An 18168-nucleotide genomic window follows, 5' to 3' on the forward strand; every position below is an offset into this window, starting at 1 on the left:
TACTGTTTTTGTTGCATAAAATGATAAATCGATCTGACGGGATTATGGCTTCGTTCTGTCATGACCGGATTAAAATCTGCACAAAATCTGTGGCTGTTCAAAAAATATGCATATTTTTTAATCAACCTGTCGCGTAATTGAAAAGCGCTTACAGCTCAAGGCTCTGTGGCAAATCGCATTCTTGTTCTGCAGGCCTTGTCGCAACCAAGGGGTGATATGCCTTGGCGGGTGGCGATGGTGCACTCACGGCTGTCAAAGATGGTTTTGCCCCGATGTTGTGCCGGCAAGGGTGTGATAACTGCGCGTCGATGATCGGTGCGGGTTGTGGCTGCGTATCTGGCAGGGTAAAGATGTGCAAACAACGCTTTCACGACGCCCTATTGCGTCAGGTCAACGCAGGATGCCAAGCTGCACTGTAAACCGGCATCACTGGCCAAGGCCAAACGACACAGGAAATTGCGATATGCATGATCAGCAGCCACTTCAAACCGATGTCATTATTCTTGGGGGCGGCTTGAACGGTGCCTCCATGGCCTTGGCGCTGGCCCATGGTGGCATCAAGTCGGTGGTGATTGATTATGCAGACCCCAAAACCATCCTGACGGCCAATTACGATGGCCGTACCTGTGCGATTGCCGCCGCCTCCAAATCGGTTTTGGAAGTGATCGGTGCCTGGGAAAACATGGCCGATGGTGCGGAGCCGATCCTTGATATCCGCATTGCCGATGGTCAAAGCCCGCTTTTCCTGCATTACGACCATCATGATGTCGGTAACGAGCCGCTTGGCTATATCGTCGAAAACCTTGTCACGCGCAGTGCGCTTTATCGTGCCATCGAAAAAAACGATCTGGTCAAAATGATTGCACCGGCCAAGGTCGAAACGATTGCACGTGATCAGGGTGCGATGACCATTACGCTGGCTGGCGGGCAAGTCGTGCACGCACCACTTGCCATCGGGGCCGAAGGGCGCAAATCAATGTTGCGCGAATGGGCCGGGATCAAGACCTATAACTGGAGCTATAAGCAAAGTGCGGTGGTTTGCACCGTCAAGCACCAGCAGCCCCACAAGGGGCTGGCGGTCGAGCATTTCCTGCCGGCAGGCCCGTTTGCAATCTTGCCGATGACCGATAACCGTTGCTCGATTGTCTGGACCGAGGGCACGGATCAGGCCAATTATCTGGTCAATCTTGATGATCAGACCTTCCTTGATGAATTGCATCGCCGGTTTGACGGCTATCTCGGTGATCTTGAAGTTATCGGGCCGCGCTTCTGCTATCCGCTTGGTTTGCAGCACGCCTATCATTATACCCAGGATCGTTTGGCGTTGATTGGTGACGCGGCGCACGGCATGCATCCGATTGCCGGTCAGGGCCTGAATATGGGGATCCGCGATGTTGCGGTTTTGGCAGAAATTCTGGTCAATGCCCGCCGTCTCGGTCGTGATATCGGCAGTGCCGATGTGCTGGCAGAGTATGAACAATGGCGCCGTTTCGACAACACGGTGATGCTGGCGGTAACCGATATCACCACGCGCCTGTTCTCCAATGATATCGCGCCGATCCGTTGGGCGCGTGATATCGGATTGGCGATTGTCGAAAAGATCCCGCCCCTTAAAAAGACCTTCATGTCGCATGCGATGGGCTATGCCGGTACCTTGCCAAAACTGATGCAGGGCAAGCCGCTGTAACCGGATCGCCTTTTGCCGCAACCGGGGACTATAGCCAGATCTTCCGGTCGAAAAATTGCGATAGGTGATCAAAGGTCATTTAAAACCATTCAAAAACATGTCGTTTTTTGTGAGTGATTGTTGATTTGTGTCAACAAGTCAGCAAACAGAAAAGCGCAATGTCCCCGTCGAGTTGATCAAACTAACAGGGGACAGATAATGTCATTCAAATCCAAACTCCTTGGTGCCGCATTGTTGGGTGGCATGATGGCCGCTTCGTTTGTTGCTGCCAATCCGGCTTCCGCACAGACCGCCGAATTCAAAACCAAACAGGCTGGCGACATCGTTGTTCGTGCCCGTGCCATTGCTATGGTGCCGGACGAAGATACCTATGATGACACGATTGGTTCTGGCGAAGGCCAACTTAGCAACGACGTTGTTCCGGAAGTCGATTTTTCCTACTTCCTGACTGACAACATCGCGCTCGAACTGATCGCAGCAACCACGCAGCATGATCTGGATTGGTCGAACCCGAGCCTTGATGCTGGTTCTGTGCGCCTTCTGCCGCCGACACTGACCCTGCAGTATCACTTTATGCCGGAAAGCCGCTGGAGCCCGTATGTTGGTGCAGGTATCAACTACACCTTCTTCTATGACTCCAAGCCGGGCCAGTTCAATTCTGTCAAATATGACGACGGCTTTGGCTACGCTTTCCAAGCAGGTTTTGACTATGCGATTTCTGGTCCGTGGTCTGTCAACCTCGACGTCAAGAAGATTTTCCTTGATACCGATGTCAGCATCAATAACGGTGCGAACACCTCCAAAGCCCATCTTGACCCGTGGGTCTTCGGTCTCGGTATTGGCTATCGCTTCTAAGAAAGCGTGCGTCCGAGGATAAATTCCCCGGACAGCAAGACACTAAAAACGGTCCCGTCTTTGGCAGGGCCGTTTTTGTTTTGGGACTTTTAGGAAGAAGGGGGGGGCGTTAGCGCTTGGCGGGATCGCGTGACAGGCCGCGTGCTTTGAGTGCGGCGAGATAGTCGTTCCAGAGCTTATCCTGATTTTCGTGCAATTCGCGCAGATATTGCCAGCTAAACAGGCCGCTATCATGCAAATCGTCGAAGGTAATGCGCACGGCATAATTCCCGACCGGCACAATATCGATTATGCCGACATACCGGCGGCCGGCGATGATCTTTTTTTCTGACGGATGATGGCCTTGAACTTCGGCGGACGGGCTTTCCACGCGAAGCAGCTCGGCGCCAAGGCGCGTTTGAACACCGTCATCCCAGATGATTTCCAGAATGCGCTCATCACGCAGATAGTTGATTTCAACCGGGGTGAAAGCAGGCGTAAAACCGTCGCTGGGCATGGTGGCAGGCAACCTTTGCCTTAGTCTTCGATGGCACGGGCTTCGTCGGGCAGCATGATCGGAATGCCGTCGCGGATCGGATAGGCAAGACCGGCCTTTGGGCTGATCAGTTCGTTATTTTCACGATCATATTCCAACGCCTGTTTGGTCACCGGACAGACAAGGATTTCAAGAAGTTTCGGGTCTACCGGGCTATGGGTCGCGGTCATCAATTCAGCCTTCGGGTTGGATTTGCCGTGTGCGGCGGCAAGTATGTTCAGTTGGCATTGCTGTGTGCGTGCTTGGGATCGGCATGGACCGCCATTTCAAGCAACGACGTTAGCATATCGCCGCGATCATACAGCGTTGTGCATTCGAGCAAAGCCTGTTTTTCAAGCGGACTGAGGCGACAGCCCATGGAAATGGTGGTGATCAGCATTTCATCATCGCTATCTGCCAGTGTGTCCCAGCATGATTGCAGCGAATGTTGCGCGAAATAGGCGTCAAGCGCCATGCGCAGGCGATCACGATTGATCGGCGTATCGTCATCCTTGGGTGTGGTCAGATCCTTCTTCCACGGCGCGAAATCGCCACGTACCCGGCGATATCCACCGGAATTTTCGGGCAATTCCTCGATCACGGTAAATCGGCAGACACCCGTGAGCGTGATCAGAAACCGTCCATCGTCGGTTTCGCTAAAGGCGGTAATGCGGCCCGCACATCCTGTCGAAAAGATCTCCGGGCGATCCGGGTCCATGAAATAGGCGTTACGCTGATCCGGTCGGGGTTGAATCATCCCGATCATCCGGTCCTGTCCAAGCGCATCCGTGATCATATTCATGTAGCGCGGCTCAAAGATATTGAGCGGCAAATGCCCGCGCGGCAGCAAAAGGGCACCGCTTAGCGGGAACACCGGCATGGTTTCCGGAAGGTCCGAAAGTTCAGGATCAAAGGGGCCGCATATGCTCATGAGAACAATACCGTCGATAATGCACGGCGTCCGGCGACGCTGGCAGGGTCCATCGGACCCCAGGCTTCAAAAAACTTCAGGAGCTGGGTGCGTCCTGCGTCCTCGTTCCATTCGCGGTTGGTGCGAATGATGGTGATCATGGCATTGACCGCTTCTTCGCGCTTGTTCTTGGCAAAACAGGCCATGCCGTAATCATAAAGTGCCTGCGGGTCGTTCGGGTTGGCTTCTGCCTTGGCGCGCGCGGCTTCAAGGTCTTCACCCGAAACCCCGGTCTCGGCCAGTTCAAGCGCGCTGATCGCGGCTGCAATCGGTGCCTTCAGGCGATCAACATCGGACATGTTGTCAACGAAGTGGCGGGCTTCTTCAACTTCATCCATGCCCACCATACAACGGATCATGCCGCCAATTGCGGTTTCATTGTCCTGTTCGCGCTCAAGTACGCTGACATAAAGACCATGGGCTGCTTCAAAGTTTTCCTCGGCAAGTGCGGCACTTGCCTGTTCAAGCAGTCCCTCGATCGGGCTTTCAATCGGACCACCGGCGAGTTTTTCATAAAACGCGCGCACTTCGCTTTCGGGCTGTGCGCCCTGAAAACCATCGACCGGGCGGCCGCCCTTGAAGGCGTAAACCGTCGGTACCGACTGGATACGAAGCTGCATCGCAAGTTCCTGGTTCTCGTCGATATTGACCTTCACCAGTTTCACGCGTCCGCCAGCCTCACGGGTGACTTTTTCGATCACCGGTGTCAGGCTTTTGCACGGTCCGCACCATGGCGCCCAGAAATCGACAACCACCGGCACTTCCATCGACGGTTCGATAACGTCCTGGACGAAGGTTTCGACACTGCTGTCCTTGATCAGGTCAGAATCCTGATTTTGGGTGGTGGCGCCATCCGGCGCATTCGCATCAAGAATGATCGACATTATTGTTCACTCGCTAATTCTGAATTCTAGATGATACCGCCATGCCCGGACGACAAGAGGCAGCCATGTGATATTGCGTGTCACTTATACTTGAATATAAGAAGATTTAAGGACTTACCTCAGATGTCCGTGGTTCATTTATCATCGGCCGTGGCGGGTTCGGCATCAAAATCAATGATCATCGCCTCATAACCAAGTGAGCCGATGAAGGTTAACAGGTCTGCCGAGGAAATTGTCGTGGTGCGGTCATTTCGCAAGGGGTGAAAGTTCAACAGCTCCCCGTTGGCAAGCTTGGCATCAAGGGCCAAGTTGACCTTGCGGTCCCGATCATTGAGCAATGCAAAGGGGGTGACGGACCCCGGTTTTATGCCAAGCGTTTCGATCAGAAGCTCCGGCTTGCCAAACGACAGGCGCGCGCATCCCAGCCGCTTGTGCAGGTGGTTCATGCGGATTTCGGTCTCTTCCTCGGCAACCACCAGCCACAATGCGCCCTTCTTGTCTTTGACAAACAGGTTCTTGGAATGAAGCCCCGGCAAGTCACCACGCAGTGCCTGCGAATCCTCAACCGTAAACAACGGTTCGTGTTCATGTGTTTTCGTTTCGATACCCAATTTGGCCAGATGATCGAAAAGCGGGGTTGATGGATCACTCATGCTCTTTCCCTTATGGCTGTGCGCCAAAAGATAACCAAGTTCAAAACCGGACGCAAATTTGCATAAATCGGGTCGGATTTCGACAATTGGGACGCTTAAAGTCAAGGAAAACCGCCAAAATTCCTGATGTCGCGATTTCAAAGAAAAAAGGGTTGCAATCGCTCTTTGTTGGGCTATTATCCGCGCCGCTCCACAGGGGCAGAAACAATCTGATGAACGCGGGCGTAGCTCAGGGGTAGAGCATAACCTTGCCAAGGTTAGGGTCGAGAGTTCGAATCTCTTCGCCCGCTCCATCAGACCGGTTTCACATATCATCGCTTTCATGATGATGCGGGCGTAGCTCAGGGGTAGAGCATAACCTTGCCAAGGTTAGGGTCGAGAGTTCGAATCTCTTCGCCCGCTCCATGATGAAAGTTTTAAAAGGCCGTCCTTCGGGGCGGTCTTTTTGCATTTGGGCCAAGGCCGTTGGCTGTTTCATGCTTGCAAGCAAATGCGAATTGTCGTGTGCTTCTGTGATGTCTGATCCGAATAATACAAAATCCACGTCATCAGGGCGCCTGATCTACACAGTCGGCTATGCGGGCCATGACCGTGAAAGCCTGCTTGCGCTTTTCAAGGCCCACGGCATCACGGCGGTGGCAGATATCCGGACCTTCAAACGATCAAGTTATTGGACAGCATTCGACTCTGACAGCTTCGGGCCGTTCCTGCGGGAAAACGGTATTGCCTATGTGTTCATGGGCGATGTGATGGGCGGAAAACCGCAAGTTCCGGAACTTTACCCCGATGGGCAGCTTGACTATGGCCTGATGGCAGATCGGCCTGATTTTAAATCGGGGATCGAACGGCTGGTTTCGGGGGCGGAAAAATATCGCATCTGCCTGATGTGTGCCGAAAAGGACCCGCTGGACTGTCATCGCACGCTTCTGATTGCGCCAGCCCTGAAAGATGCCGGGTTTGATCTTTGCCATCTGGTCGATGGCCGGGTCGAAAGTCAGGCGGAAACCGATGCCCGCATGATCGCAATCAATGGTGGGGATGTCCCCGATCTGTTTGCTGCCGCCGCATCCGACCCGGATGCCGAAGCCAAACTGGCATTGGCGCGCCAAATCAAGCGTGTCGCCCCCAATGCCGAGGATGCAATCAAGCGACGCTAGCCGGCGATGCTAACCCGTGTCTCAGCCCATGATGTTGTAGCCACCATCAATATGCACCACATCGCCGGTCAATGATTTTGCCCGGTCACTGGCCAAAAACGCCGCCAATTCGCCAATTTCACCAATTGTCACCAGACGACGCGACGGCGCGCGGTCTGTGGCCTGGTCCATCAGGTGTTGAAATTCGGCAATCCCGGAAGCCGCGCGGGTTAAAAGCGGCCCGGGTGAAATTGCGTGGCAGCGAATGCCTTTCGGGCCCAGTTCAGCCGCCATATAGCGAGTCGTGCTCTCAAGGGCTGCCTTAACTGGCCCCATGACCCCGTAATGATCAATCACGCGCTCCGATCCCATATAGGTCACGGTCAAAAGTGCACCGCCACCCTGCATCAATGGCTCTGCCCGTTTGGCGAGCCTCGCAAACGAATGGCACGATATGTCCATCGCCGCCAGAAACCCGTCGCGTGAACAATCGGTTACCCGACCGTGCAGGTCATCCGCCGGGGCAAAGGCGATCGAATGCAGCACGAAATCAAGTTTTCCCCACTTCTGTTCGATTTCGGCAAACAGCGCGTCTGCCTGTGCCTCATTGCGGACATCAAGCGGGGCGAAGATCGGGGCATTGATTTGGTTGGCCAATGGTTCGACAAAGCGTTTGGCCTTGTCGTTCAAATAGGTCACTGCGATGTCGGCACCTTCGCGCTTGAAAACGCGCGCACAGCCCCAGGCGATGGACATTTCATTGGCAATTCCGACGATTAGCCCTTTTTTGCCTTCAAGCATGCCGTGGCTCCTTCCGGATCATGTGCGAGTGCGAAGAAATTCTCAAATCGGGTCGTATTTCAAAGTGTAGCGGGTTTTGCGTCGCAAAAAAGTGCAAAATTCTGTGACAGTTCATGTGCGCCGACGATCTGGCAACCAAAGGCTAGCTTATTGGTTAAATGAATTTTTTTTGTGCAGAAGCATAGTTTTTAGGCAGATGATCCGTTATGTGTAAGCGTGAAGGGACACAGCGGATTTCCAGGTGGGTCTATGGTGGAAATTCCTGCTTTCCTTCCCAAATAACGAGACAAATCAGTGGTGTGTGACACCGGTCGCAAAGATCGGTGTTTCGGTTCTGGTAAACAGAGCCGGGAAAAAGGGAAATTGGTCATGAAAGCCCGAAACGGCGACCCAAAGCGGGAAGTCATCGACAAGGTTGTCGAAAAGATCCATCAACGAATGTCTGGTGAAACGGCGAAGGGTGCAGAAGCATTCGTTCGCCTTTTTTATAAGGATGTTCCGCCTGACGACATGGCGGGTCGCTCGGTCGACTCGCTTTATGGCGCGGCACTTACACTTTACAAATTCGCGCAAAAGCGCCCCTCGGCTGACACAGCCAAAATCAGGGTCTATAACCCCGATCTCGAAGAACATGGCTGGACGTCTGATCACACGGTGATCGAAATCAACAATACCGATATGCCGTTCCTGGTGGACTCGGTGACAGCCGCCCTGCATGAACTTGATCTGACCGTTCATCTTGTCATCCACCCGATCATGCGCATTGCCCGTGATGACAAGGGTGAATTGCAAAGTGTTGCCAGCGTTGAAGAAACCAATGATCCGCGTGAATCGGTCATGCATGTCGAAATCGACGAGCAGACCGACAAGGACGTTCTGGCCAAGGTCCATGAAGCACTTGAAAACAGTCTGACCGACGTCGCACTTGCTGTGCGCGACTGGCAGCCGATGCTTAAAAAGGTCACCGAAGTTCTTGATGAGATTGGTGATGTCAAGGCAGGCGCGCCAGACGAAGACCGCCGCGAAGTGCAGGACTTCCTTGGATGGCTGCACAATGACCACTTCACTTTCCTTGGTTACCGGGAATACAGCTTTAAAAATGCCGGCAAAAAGGGGCCGGTGGATGTCGAGGTCAAAAATCAGCTCGGCATTCTGTCGCGCGAAGGAACCCACGTCTTTGATGAGTTGCGCCAGATTGGCAACCTTTCAGCCGAGGTCCAGGATTTCGTCGCCAAGCCGAACCTGCTGATGGTGACCAAGGCCAACAAACAATCGACGGTTCACCGTCCTGTGCATCTTGATACGATTGTCGTCAAACAGTTCGATGCCAAGGGCAAGGTCGTTGGTCAGCACCTGTTTGTCGGCCTGTTTACTTCGGTCGCCTATAACCTGTCCCCACGTCTGATCCCGCTTCTGCGCATGAAGCTTGCCGAAACCGTCAAGCGTGCCGGTTTCCCGCCGGCAAGTCACGATGGCAAGGCGCTGGTCAATATTCTGGAAACCTATCCACGTGACGAGCTGTTCCAGGTCGATCTGGACGATCTTTATCATACGTGCATGGGCATCCTGCATCTGCAGGAACGTCAACGCATTGCGTTGTTCGTGCGCCGCGATGCGTTTGAACGGTTTGTCTCCTGTCAGCTGTTCTGCCCGCGCGATCGCTTTACCACCAAGCTGCGCCTGAAGTTCCAGACCGTGATTGAAAACGCCTTTGATGGCAAAGTCACGGCGCACTACACCCTGATTGGCGACAGTCCGCTTGCGCGTTTGCACCTGTTGGTCAAAACCAATCCCGGTGAATTGCCCGAATACAGTGTGGCTGATATCGAGCGCCAACTGGTCGAGGTGGCACGTGACTGGTCCGATACCCTGCGTCAGGTCCTTGTACGTGAACTGGGTGAGGAACGCGGTCTTGCGCTGCATCGTCGCTATGGCGAAAGCTTCTCGACGGAATATCGTGAACGCTTCACGGTCGAAAGTGCCGAGCTTGATATCGAGCGCATCGAGGAGGTCATTAATGCCAATGACCTGCGGGTAAATCTTTATCGCCCGATCGAGGCTGCCGAAAACGAACTGCGCTTCAAGATCTACAATCCCGGTGCGCCAGTACCCCTTTCGGATGTACTGCCCATGCTGGAAAACATGGGGCTCAAGGTCATTACCGAGAATCCCTTCACTGTCAGTCCGCGTGATGTCGGGATTGATGTGCGCATCCATGATTTCGGGGTCGAGGTTGACGGCGAGTTCAGCCTCCATGATGTGCGCAACAAGTTCCAGGAACTGTTTGTCCGCATTTGGCATGGCGAAGTTGAAAATGATGCGTTTAACCGCCTTGTGCTGCTTGGCAATCTGAACTGGCGCGAAGTGGTGATTCTGCGCGCCTATGCCCGCTATACCCGCCAGACCGGATCGGCTTTCTCGCAGGCTTATATGGCCAAGACGCTCGCCAACAATCCGGCGCTGGCATCCGCCCTGGTGTCACTGTTTATTGCGCGCTTTGATCCGGATCGCGATCCGGCAAAGGGTGACGAGGTCGCAGCGATTGAGGCTGACATCGTCAGCCGCCTCGAAGACGTGATGAACCCGGATGAAGACCGCATTTTGCGCGCCTTCCTGAATTTGGTGCAGTCGACCCTTCGCACCAACTTCTTCCAGCATGATGCGGATGGAAATCCAAAGTCCTATCTGTCGGTCAAATTCAATTCGGCCGTGATCGAAGATTTGCCACTGCCGCGTCCATGGCGTGAAATCTTTGTCTATTCCCCGCGGGTTGAAGCCGTCCATTTGCGTGGTGGTCCGGTGGCCCGTGGCGGCATTCGCTGGTCAGACCGTCAGGAAGATTTCCGTACCGAAATCCTCGGTCTGGTCAAAGCCCAGATGGTCAAGAATGCGGTCATTGTCCCGGTCGGCTCCAAGGGCGGCTTTGTTGTCAAACGTCCGCCGGTCGATGGCACGCGTGAAGCGTTCCTTGAGGAAGGCATCGCCTGCTACAAGACACTGATGAGCGGCATGCTCGACATCACCGACAATATCGTTGCCGGCGAAATCGTGCCGCCAAAACGCGTGGTGCGTCTCGATGATGATGATCCCTATCTGGTTGTTGCGGCTGACAAGGGCACGGCGACCTTCTCGGACATCGCCAACGGGGTTGCCCGGGATTATGGCTTCTGGCTTGACGATGCATTCGCATCGGGCGGCTCACAGGGCTATGACCACAAGAAAATGGGCATTACCGCCCGTGGTGCATGGGAGTCGGTCAAACGTCACTTCCGCGAAATGGGCAAGAATATCCAGACCACGCCGTTCACCGTGGCCGGTGTCGGCGATATGTCGGGTGACGTGTTTGGCAATGGCATGCTGCTGTCAGAGCAGATCAAACTCGTTGCTGCCTTCAACCACATGCACATCTTCGTCGATCCCGACCCGGACCCGGCCAAAAGCTTTGCTGAGCGCAAACGCCTGTTTGACATGCCGCGTTCAAGCTGGACCGATTATGACAAAAAGGTCCTGTCCAAGGGGGGCGACATCTTTGATCGCAAGGCCAAGACCCTTGATCCGTCACCCGAAGTTCGCAAAGTCCTCGGACTGGATAGTGGCAAGGTCACCCCGGCGGATATGATGAAGGCCATCCTGAAATCCGATGTCGAACTTTTGTGGTTTGGCGGGATCGGGACCTATATCAAGTCCAGTCTTGAAACCAATGCCGATGCCGGTGACCGTGCCAACGATGCCATCCGCATCAATGGTCGCGAAGTCCATGCGAAGGTCATTGGCGAGGGGGCAAACCTTGGTGCGACCCAGCGGGGCCGTATCGAATACGCCCATGCCGGTGGCCGCCTGAATACCGATGCGATCGATAACGCGGCGGGTGTCAACTGCTCGGACCACGAGGTCAATATCAAGATCCTCGTGGGCGAAGTGGTTGCGGCTGGCGACATGACCGAAAAGCAACGCAACAAGCTGCTTGTCGACATGACCGACGAGGTCGGCGAACTGGTGCTGCGCGACAACTATTTGCAAAGCCAGGCCATCTCGAATGCCGATGCCGAAAAGGCCGATATCCTCGATGCACAGGTCCGTTTGATCCGCATGCTCGAACGCGAAGGGCGCCTGAACCGCGAGATTGAATACCTTCCCGATGACGAGGAACTCAGCCGTCGTGCTAACGCGCATGAAGGCCTGACCCGCCCGGAAGTCTCGGTTTTGATGCCTTATGCAAAGCTGTGGCTTTATGACGAAATCCTTGAATCCGACCTGCCCGATGATCCGGTTCTGGTCGAGGAACTGGTGCGCTACTTCCCGACACCGCTTCGCAAGAAATACGCAAACGCGATTTCAAACCATCGCCTGAGACGCGAAATCATTGCGACCGTGGCGACCAACAGCTTGGTCAATCGGGTTGGCGGCACGTTCGTCCATGACATGATGGAAGCCACCGGCATGTCGGCAGTTGATGTGTCGCGCGGTTATCTGATCACGCGGTCTGTCTTTGGGCTGCGCGAAATGTGGGAAGGCATCGAGGCGCTTGATAATGTCGTGCTGGCGAAATTGCAGACCAGCATGTTCCGCGAAATCAATCGCATGGTGAACGATGTCACCCAGTGGTTCCTGCGCAATTGCGAGGAGCTTAATGTCGGCGCAAAGATCGAGATGTTCCGCCCGGCGGTTTCCAAGGTGATTGAAAGCTTTGATGAAATCGTCCCCGAGGATGCTGCTGCACGCAAGGCGCTGGAACAAAAGGCCAAATCGCTGGTCGCCCAAGGTGTCCCCGACGACCTCGCATGGCGTGTGGCCTCTGCGACCCAGTTGGTGGCGATCTGTGACGTGGTTCGTATCGCTGAGGCAACCGGTCGCGATGTGATCGAGGTCTCGGCCACCTATTTCGCAGTCGGCGCACGTTTCCAGTTGGGCCTGATGCGCTCCGCCGCCGAGTCGATCGAAGCCGATACTCATTGGCAGAAACTGGCACGTGCGGCAGTGATCGACGATCTGTTCGGGCATCAGCGCGAACTGACCCGTTCGGTTCTGGCTGCGGGTAAAAAGGGCTCGTCCGGTTCCGACCTTGTCGATATCTGGGTGCAAGATCGTCAGCGTGGCTGTGCACGTTGTGATGATTTGATCAATGAACTGCGTTCGGCCGGTCAGATCGATCTTGCCATGATCACGGTGGCCAACCGCCAGATCAGGGCCCTTATCGGGGCCTGATGTCTGGCGGGTCGGAAGACCTTGTTTTTAAAAACTGGAAGGGCGCCTGTAACGGGCGCCCTTCTTTTATTTTCAATCAATGGCCTGTGCTCATAGCGTCGTAGAGAAAACATACCGCCGATTGGTAAAAAAGGCGATGCAGCGCGATTTGCGTTAGATCACGGAAATTAATGGGAAATCCTGTCATTCTGCTGCCATTATTATATGATGGGATCGAAATATTGCCGGTGTATTCCTTGAAAAATACCAACCGGTATGTATATCTGAGACATATAAACAAAACAGGTTAATGTTATGAGGAACGCCACAGAAACCCGGATCAAGCTGCTTGAAACGGCGATGGAGCTATTGGCAACACGCAGTTACCACGACGTTGGCGTCAGTGATGTATGCAAGCATGCCGGGGTAACAAAGGGTGCGTTCTATCATCACTTTGACAGCAAGGCAGAGCTGTTTGCCGCAGCGGCCCGCCATCACTGGGAAAAGGGCAAGGACGAGCTTCGTGCCATCTTTTCCCCAGATGTTCCACCGCTGGAGCAGCTTAACAGCTATATCGAGCTCATTTGCAACAAGCAGGAACGCTATGCCGTCCCTGGGGAAAACGAAGTCTGTGTCTGCCCGATTTTCACCGCCGGTGGTCAGGTCGGCCCGGAAGATGAGCCGATCCAGGCCTGTTCACGCGAACTTGCCGAAGAGCAGATCAAATATCTGGCGTCCATGGTGCGCGGCCTGAAAGGTGAGGGCATGCTGGGTGAAGATGGCGACGCCACAACTTTGGCGCGATTGATTTTCCAGTATGTTCACGGTTTGCTGACCTATGGCCAGGTTTTCAACGATCTTGATACCGTTCGGTCTGACATTCGCAACGGCATCTGCCGAATCCTTAATTTGCAATGCAAATACAGGGATGTAGACGCAGAAACAGCCGCCTAAGTCCCCTGTAAATTTCGTTGTCCAGAGAAAATAGTTCACTTTTTTCTCTAAATTCACTTGCAAACATACCGATCGGTATCCATTTTTCTTCCAAACGTGCTGCCTGTGCGCGGCGTAACCTATTTGGAAGATGGAATGATGCAGTCTCGATCAAAACGCAAAATTTTGCTGCCAGCTGCCGCCTTGGCGCTGGTTGCTGCCGCCGGTGGATATGGTCTGCATATCACCGGATCCGCCGCTGATGAGGTCGCGGTTCAAACCGAACAAGCCGCCCCCCCGGCAACCCCGGTCACCGTATCGGGTGTCAAAACGCAATCTGTCCGCCTCTGGAGCAACTTTTCCGGCCGTCTGAGTGCGGTCGAGGAAGTCCAGCTGCGCCCGCAGGTCAGTGGTGCGATTGTCGAAATCCTTTTTGAAGACGGTGAGTTGGTCAACGAGGGCGATATCCTTGCCGTGATTGACCCGCGCAGTTATCAGGCCGCGGTCGACGAAGCCCGTGCCGAACTGGCGGCTGCCCAGCAAAACCTGTCGCTGGCGAAAAAGGAAAAGGAACGCGCAGAGAAACTCGTTTCCAACGGCACGGTTTCCAAGCGCGTCTATGACGAACGTCTCAGCACCCATCAGGTTGCCCAAAGTGACGTCAGCCGCGCCAAGGCCAAGCTTGAACTGGCGGAAATCCAGCTTGATCACGCCTATGTCAAAGCACCGATCAATGGCCGTGTCAGCCGGGTTGAGCTGACGGTTGGCAACCAGGTCAATGCCGGCCCCAATGCCCCGGTCCTGACAACGATTGTCTCAACCGGTAAAATCTATGCCGACTTCGACCTGGATGAGCAGACCTTCTTTGAAAGTCTTGGCGACAGCGGCAAAGTTGACGCCGCCGCCCAAACCATTCCGGTCAATATGACGTTGTCGAATGGTCGTCATGTGTCCGGTCACGTGCACAGCTTTGACAACCGTATTGATCCGCGGACCGGCACCATCCGCACCCGTGCGCTGTTTGATAACCTTGATGGCAGTCTTCTGCCGGGCACATTCGCCAGCCTCGAGGTCGGCACATTGGCCAAAAGCAACGTCATCATGGTCTCGCCAGAAGCTGTCAGCACCGATCAGGATCGCAAGTTTGTCTATGTTGTCGAACCCGACAATACGGTTGCCTATCGTCAGGTAACGCTGGGCTCGGAAATCAATGGCATGCGCATAGTGACATCGGGTTTGAACGAAGGTGATCTGGTGATCGTCAATGGCATCATGAAGGTTCGGCCGGGTATGCCTGTCGCGCCGGAAATTCTGCAGGCCTCCGCATCGTAATCGATGTGTGACTGCGCTTTAATGCAAGGCTGAAAAACATGCAGAATCTTTCCCGCTTTTTTGTGGATCGCCCGATCTTTGCTGGCGTCCTGTCCGTCCTGATCTTGTTGGCGGGCCTGATTGCCATGTGGCGTTTGCCGATTTCCGAATATCCGGAAGTTGTGCCGCCCTCGATCGTGGTCGAAGCCAAATTTCCCGGTGCAAACCCGGCCGAGATTTCCGAAACCGTTGCCTCCCCGCTTGAAGAACAGATCAACGGGGTTGAGGGGATGCTTTATATCAACTCACTGGCCACCACCGACGGCAATCTGTCCCTGACGGTGACGTTTGAAATCGGCACCGACCCCGACCTGGCCCAGCAAAAAGTCCAGAACCGTGTTTCACAGGCCGAACCGCGTCTGCCTGATATCGTGCGCCAGCTTGGTGTCACGGTGTCCAAACGTTCGCCGGATTTGACGATGGTCGTGCATTTGCGTTCGCCCAATGAACGCTATGACATGCTGTATTTGCGGAACTACGCGACGCTGAATGTGCGTGACCGTCTGGCGCGTATCACCGGTGTCGGGCAGGTCGGGCTGTTTGGCTCGGGCGACTATGCTATGCGTGTCTGGCTCAACCCCGACAAGGTTGCCGAACGCAACCTGACCGCGGGCGAGGTGGTTTCGGCCATCCAAAGCCAGAACGTACAGGTGGCAGCCGGCATCATTGGTGGTGCGCCTTATGACACTGGCGTGCAGTTCCAGTTGCCGATCAATATCAGCGGTCGTCTGGAAAGCCCCGAAGAGTTCGAAAACATCATCATCAAACGCGAAACTGACGGCACGATTACGCGTTTGGGCGATGTTGCGCGCATCGAAATGGAAGCCCAGCAATATGCGCTGCGCTCCTTGCTTGATAACAAGCCGGCGGTGGCAATCCCGATCTTTGCATCGCCGGGCTCTAACGCGCTTGATATTTCAAGCAACGTCCGCGCCACCATGGAAGAACTCAAACAGAACTTCCCGGACGATCTGGACTACTCGATTGTCTATGACCCGACCGTGTTTGTCCGTGGTTCGATCAAGTCGGTCATCATGACGTTGCTTGAGGCGGTCGCCCTTGTGGTTGTCGTGGTGACAGTGTTCTTGCAGACATGGCGTGCCTCGATCATTCCGTTGCTCGCTGTGCCGGTATCGATCATCGGTACCTTTGCGCTGATGCTTTTGATGGGCTTTTCGATCAACGTCCTTTCGCTGTTTGGCTTGATCCTGGCCATCGGGATCGTGGTCGATGATGCGATTGTCGTCGTCGAAAACGTTGAACGAAACATCGAACGTGGTCTTTCGCCGCGCGATGCAACGGTTGCCGCCATGCGCGAAGTGACCGGGCCGATCATTGCGACCTCGCTTGTCATCACCGGTGTGTTTGTGCCGATTGCTTTCATTTCCGGCCTGACCGGCCAGTTCTATCAGCAATTTGCCCTGACCATCGCGATTGCCACGATCATTTCCACCGTAAACTCACTGACGCTGAGTCCGGCCTTGTCAGCAGTTCTTTTGCGCAGTCACGACGCGCCGAAAGATTGGCTGACACGCGGGATGGACTTTGTCTTTGGCTGGTTCTTCCGCGCCTTCAACCGGTTCTTTAACCGCAGCACCGATCTTTACGCCGGTGGTGTGAAGCGCCTGCTGGGTGTGAAGGCCATCATGATGGTGCTTTATGTCGGTCTTCTGGCCCTGACCTATCAGGGCTTCCAGATCCTGCCGACAGGCTTCGTACCGCTTCAGGACAAGCAGTATCTTGTCAGCTTCGCCCAGCTTCCGCAGGGCGCCACACTCGACCGGACCGAAGACGTCATTCGTGAAATGTCTGACATCGCGCTTCGCGAACCCGGTGTTGAGAGTGCTGTGGCCTTCCCGGGGCTTTCAATCAACGGCTTTGTAAACAGCTCAAGTGCCGGCATCGTCTTTGTCACGCTGACGGATTTCGCCGAACGCAAAAGCGATGATCTGTCGGGTCTTGCCATCGCCGGCAAGCTCCAGCAGAAATTTGGCGCGATTGACGAGGCCTTTGTTGCCATCTTTCCAGCACCGCCGGTGCAAGGTCTTGGTACCGTCGGTGGCTTCAAGCTGCAAGTACAGGATCGCTCCGATCAGGGCTATCGTGCGCTTGATGATGCGATGAAGCAGGTCCTTGCTAAGGCATGGGCCGCACCGGAACTGACCGGTGTGTTTTCAAGCTACAACATCAACGTACCACAGCTTCAGGCAACGCTTGACCGTACCAAGGTCCAGCAGCTTGGCATCCCGGTTGATGAAATCTTCCGGACCATGCAGGTTTATCTGGGGTCGATGTATGTCAATGACTTCAATGCCTTTGGCCGCACCTATCAGGTGATCGCACAAGCAGACAAGCCATATCGTTCAAGCCCCGATGACATCCTGCGCCTGCAAACGCGTAACGCGGACGGCGATATGGTGCCGCTTGGTTCTGTGCTGTCGGTCTCCGAAACATTCGGGCCGGATACGGCAATGCGCTATAACGCGTTCCGTTCTGCCGATCTGAATGGCAACGCGGCACCGGGATATTCCAGTGGCGATGCACAGGCGGCGATCACCAAGATCCTTGATGAAACCTTGCCACCGGGCATGTCCTATGAATGGACGGAGCTGACCTATCAGCAGATCCTGGCAGGCAATACAGCGATCTTTGTTTTCCCGATCTGTATCCTGCTCGTGTTCCTGGTGCTGGCAGCACAATATGAAAGCCTGACCATGCCATTGGCGGTGATCCTGATCGTCCCTATGAGCATCCTGTCAGCCATCTTTGGTGTCTATCTGTTCGGGGGTGACAATAACATCTTCACCCAGATCAGCCTGTTTGTGCTGGCCGGATTGGCATCAAAGAACGCCATCCTGATTGTCGAGTTCGCCCGCGAACTTGAACATCAGGGGCGCAGCACCGTTCAGGCCGCGATCGAGGCCAGCCGCCTTCGTCTGCGCCCGATCCTGATGACTTCTCTGGCCTTCATCATGGGTGTCGTCCCGCTGGTTCTGTCCAGTGGTGCCGGTGCCGAGATGCGCCACGCGATTGGTATTGCCGTGTTCTCGGGCATGCTGGGCGTGACGATATTTGGCCTGATCCTGACCCCGGTCTTTTATGTTCTTGTACGCATGATTGGCCGGCGCAACGACGTTCGTTCACTTGATGAGGCTGAAACACACCAGCCTGCGGAGTGAC

At 54.7% G+C, this 18168-nt stretch carries 13 protein-coding genes and 2 tRNA genes; 9 read left to right on the forward strand and 6 right to left on the reverse strand.

Annotation, left to right across the window (positions count from 1 at the left end; translation table 11 throughout):
* The first annotated feature begins 463 nt into the window (after nt 1-463).
* Together ubiH and AUQ41_RS02985 are read left to right on the forward strand one after the other, a co-directional pair.
* Nucleotides 464-1687 (forward strand): 2-octaprenyl-6-methoxyphenyl hydroxylase, encoded by a 1224-nt coding sequence (gene ubiH / locus AUQ41_RS02980; protein ID WP_063086604.1) that lies wholly within the window; start codon nt 464-466, stop codon nt 1685-1687.
* A 198-nt stretch (nt 1688-1885) separates the two neighbouring features.
* The gene (locus tag AUQ41_RS02985) at nt 1886-2542 is read left to right on the forward strand and encodes an OmpW family protein (RefSeq protein ID WP_063086606.1); all 657 of its coding nucleotides are present in this window, start codon (nt 1886-1888) and stop codon (nt 2540-2542) included.
* Nucleotides 2543-2651: 109 nt separating this feature from the next.
* Here the strand turns inward: AUQ41_RS02985 and AUQ41_RS02990 are convergent, their stop codons facing one another.
* The 5 genes from AUQ41_RS02990 to AUQ41_RS03010 all read right to left on the reverse strand — a co-directional run bounded on the left by AUQ41_RS02990 (nt 2652) and on the right by AUQ41_RS03010 (nt 5563).
* Nucleotides 2652-3038, reverse strand: coding sequence for a gamma-butyrobetaine hydroxylase-like domain-containing protein (locus AUQ41_RS02990; RefSeq protein ID WP_063086608.1), 387 nt, complete (start codon nt 3036-3038; stop codon nt 2652-2654).
* A gap of 20 nt (nt 3039-3058) precedes the next feature.
* The gene (locus tag AUQ41_RS02995) at nt 3059-3247 is read right to left on the reverse strand and encodes a Trm112 family protein (protein ID WP_008888548.1); all 189 of its coding nucleotides are present in this window, start codon (nt 3245-3247) and stop codon (nt 3059-3061) included.
* A gap of 47 nt (nt 3248-3294) precedes the next feature.
* A complete protein-coding gene (locus AUQ41_RS03000; protein WP_063086610.1) occupies nt 3295-3987 on the reverse strand; it encodes an LON peptidase substrate-binding domain-containing protein in 693 nt (230 codons plus the stop codon).
* Nucleotides 3984-4910, reverse strand: coding sequence for a thioredoxin (gene trxA / locus AUQ41_RS03005; RefSeq protein WP_083952699.1), 927 nt, complete (start codon nt 4908-4910; stop codon nt 3984-3986). Before trxA ends, AUQ41_RS03000 begins: the two co-directional genes overlap by 4 nt.
* A 134-nt stretch (nt 4911-5044) precedes the next feature.
* Nucleotides 5045-5563: a prolyl-tRNA synthetase associated domain-containing protein gene (locus tag AUQ41_RS03010; protein WP_063086612.1), complete on the reverse strand. Its 519-nt coding sequence runs from the start codon at nt 5561-5563 to the stop codon at nt 5045-5047.
* A 218-nt stretch (nt 5564-5781) separates the two neighbouring features.
* On the opposite strand from AUQ41_RS03010, the gene AUQ41_RS03015 reads away from it, so the two are divergent.
* The 3 genes from AUQ41_RS03015 to AUQ41_RS03025 all read left to right on the forward strand — a co-directional run bounded on the left by AUQ41_RS03015 (nt 5782) and on the right by AUQ41_RS03025 (nt 6720).
* A tRNA-Gly gene (locus tag AUQ41_RS03015) sits at nt 5782-5856 on the forward strand.
* 37 nt (nt 5857-5893) lie between these two features.
* Nucleotides 5894-5968, forward strand: a tRNA-Gly gene (locus tag AUQ41_RS03020).
* Nucleotides 5969-6078: 110 nt separating this feature from the next.
* The gene (locus AUQ41_RS03025; RefSeq protein ID WP_232308291.1) at nt 6079-6720 is read left to right on the forward strand and encodes a DUF488 family protein; all 642 of its coding nucleotides are present in this window, start codon (nt 6079-6081) and stop codon (nt 6718-6720) included.
* A 21-nt stretch (nt 6721-6741) separates the two neighbouring features.
* Here AUQ41_RS03025 and fabI read toward each other — a convergent pair whose 3' ends face one another.
* Nucleotides 6742-7500, reverse strand: coding sequence for an enoyl-ACP reductase FabI (gene fabI, locus AUQ41_RS03030; RefSeq protein WP_063086616.1), 759 nt, complete (start codon nt 7498-7500; stop codon nt 6742-6744).
* A 369-nt stretch (nt 7501-7869) separates the two neighbouring features.
* Here fabI and AUQ41_RS03035 point away from each other — a divergent pair, with 369 nt between their 5' ends.
* The 4 genes from AUQ41_RS03035 to AUQ41_RS03050 all read left to right on the forward strand — a co-directional run bounded on the left by AUQ41_RS03035 (nt 7870) and on the right by AUQ41_RS03050 (nt 18167).
* Nucleotides 7870-12705, forward strand: coding sequence for an NAD-glutamate dehydrogenase (locus tag AUQ41_RS03035; RefSeq protein WP_063086618.1), 4836 nt, complete (start codon nt 7870-7872; stop codon nt 12703-12705).
* A 294-nt stretch (nt 12706-12999) separates the two neighbouring features.
* Nucleotides 13000-13638 carry a TetR/AcrR family transcriptional regulator gene (locus tag AUQ41_RS03040; RefSeq protein ID WP_008888541.1) on the forward strand — a complete coding sequence of 213 codons (639 nt, stop codon included), beginning with the start codon at nt 13000-13002 and terminating at the stop codon, nt 13636-13638.
* Between the two features lie 135 nt (nt 13639-13773).
* Nucleotides 13774-14949 carry an efflux RND transporter periplasmic adaptor subunit gene (locus AUQ41_RS03045; RefSeq protein ID WP_232308292.1) on the forward strand — a complete coding sequence of 392 codons (1176 nt, stop codon included), beginning with the start codon at nt 13774-13776 and terminating at the stop codon, nt 14947-14949.
* Nucleotides 14950-14987: 38 nt separating this feature from the next.
* Nucleotides 14988-18167 (forward strand): efflux RND transporter permease subunit, encoded by a 3180-nt coding sequence (locus AUQ41_RS03050; RefSeq protein WP_063086620.1) that lies wholly within the window; start codon nt 14988-14990, stop codon nt 18165-18167.
* Nucleotide 18168: the final 1 nt, after the last annotated feature.

The organism is Thalassospira sp. MCCC 1A02898 (genome assembly GCF_001618185.1).
Taxonomy (GTDB): Bacteria; Pseudomonadota; Alphaproteobacteria; order Rhodospirillales; family Thalassospiraceae; genus Thalassospira; species Thalassospira tepidiphila.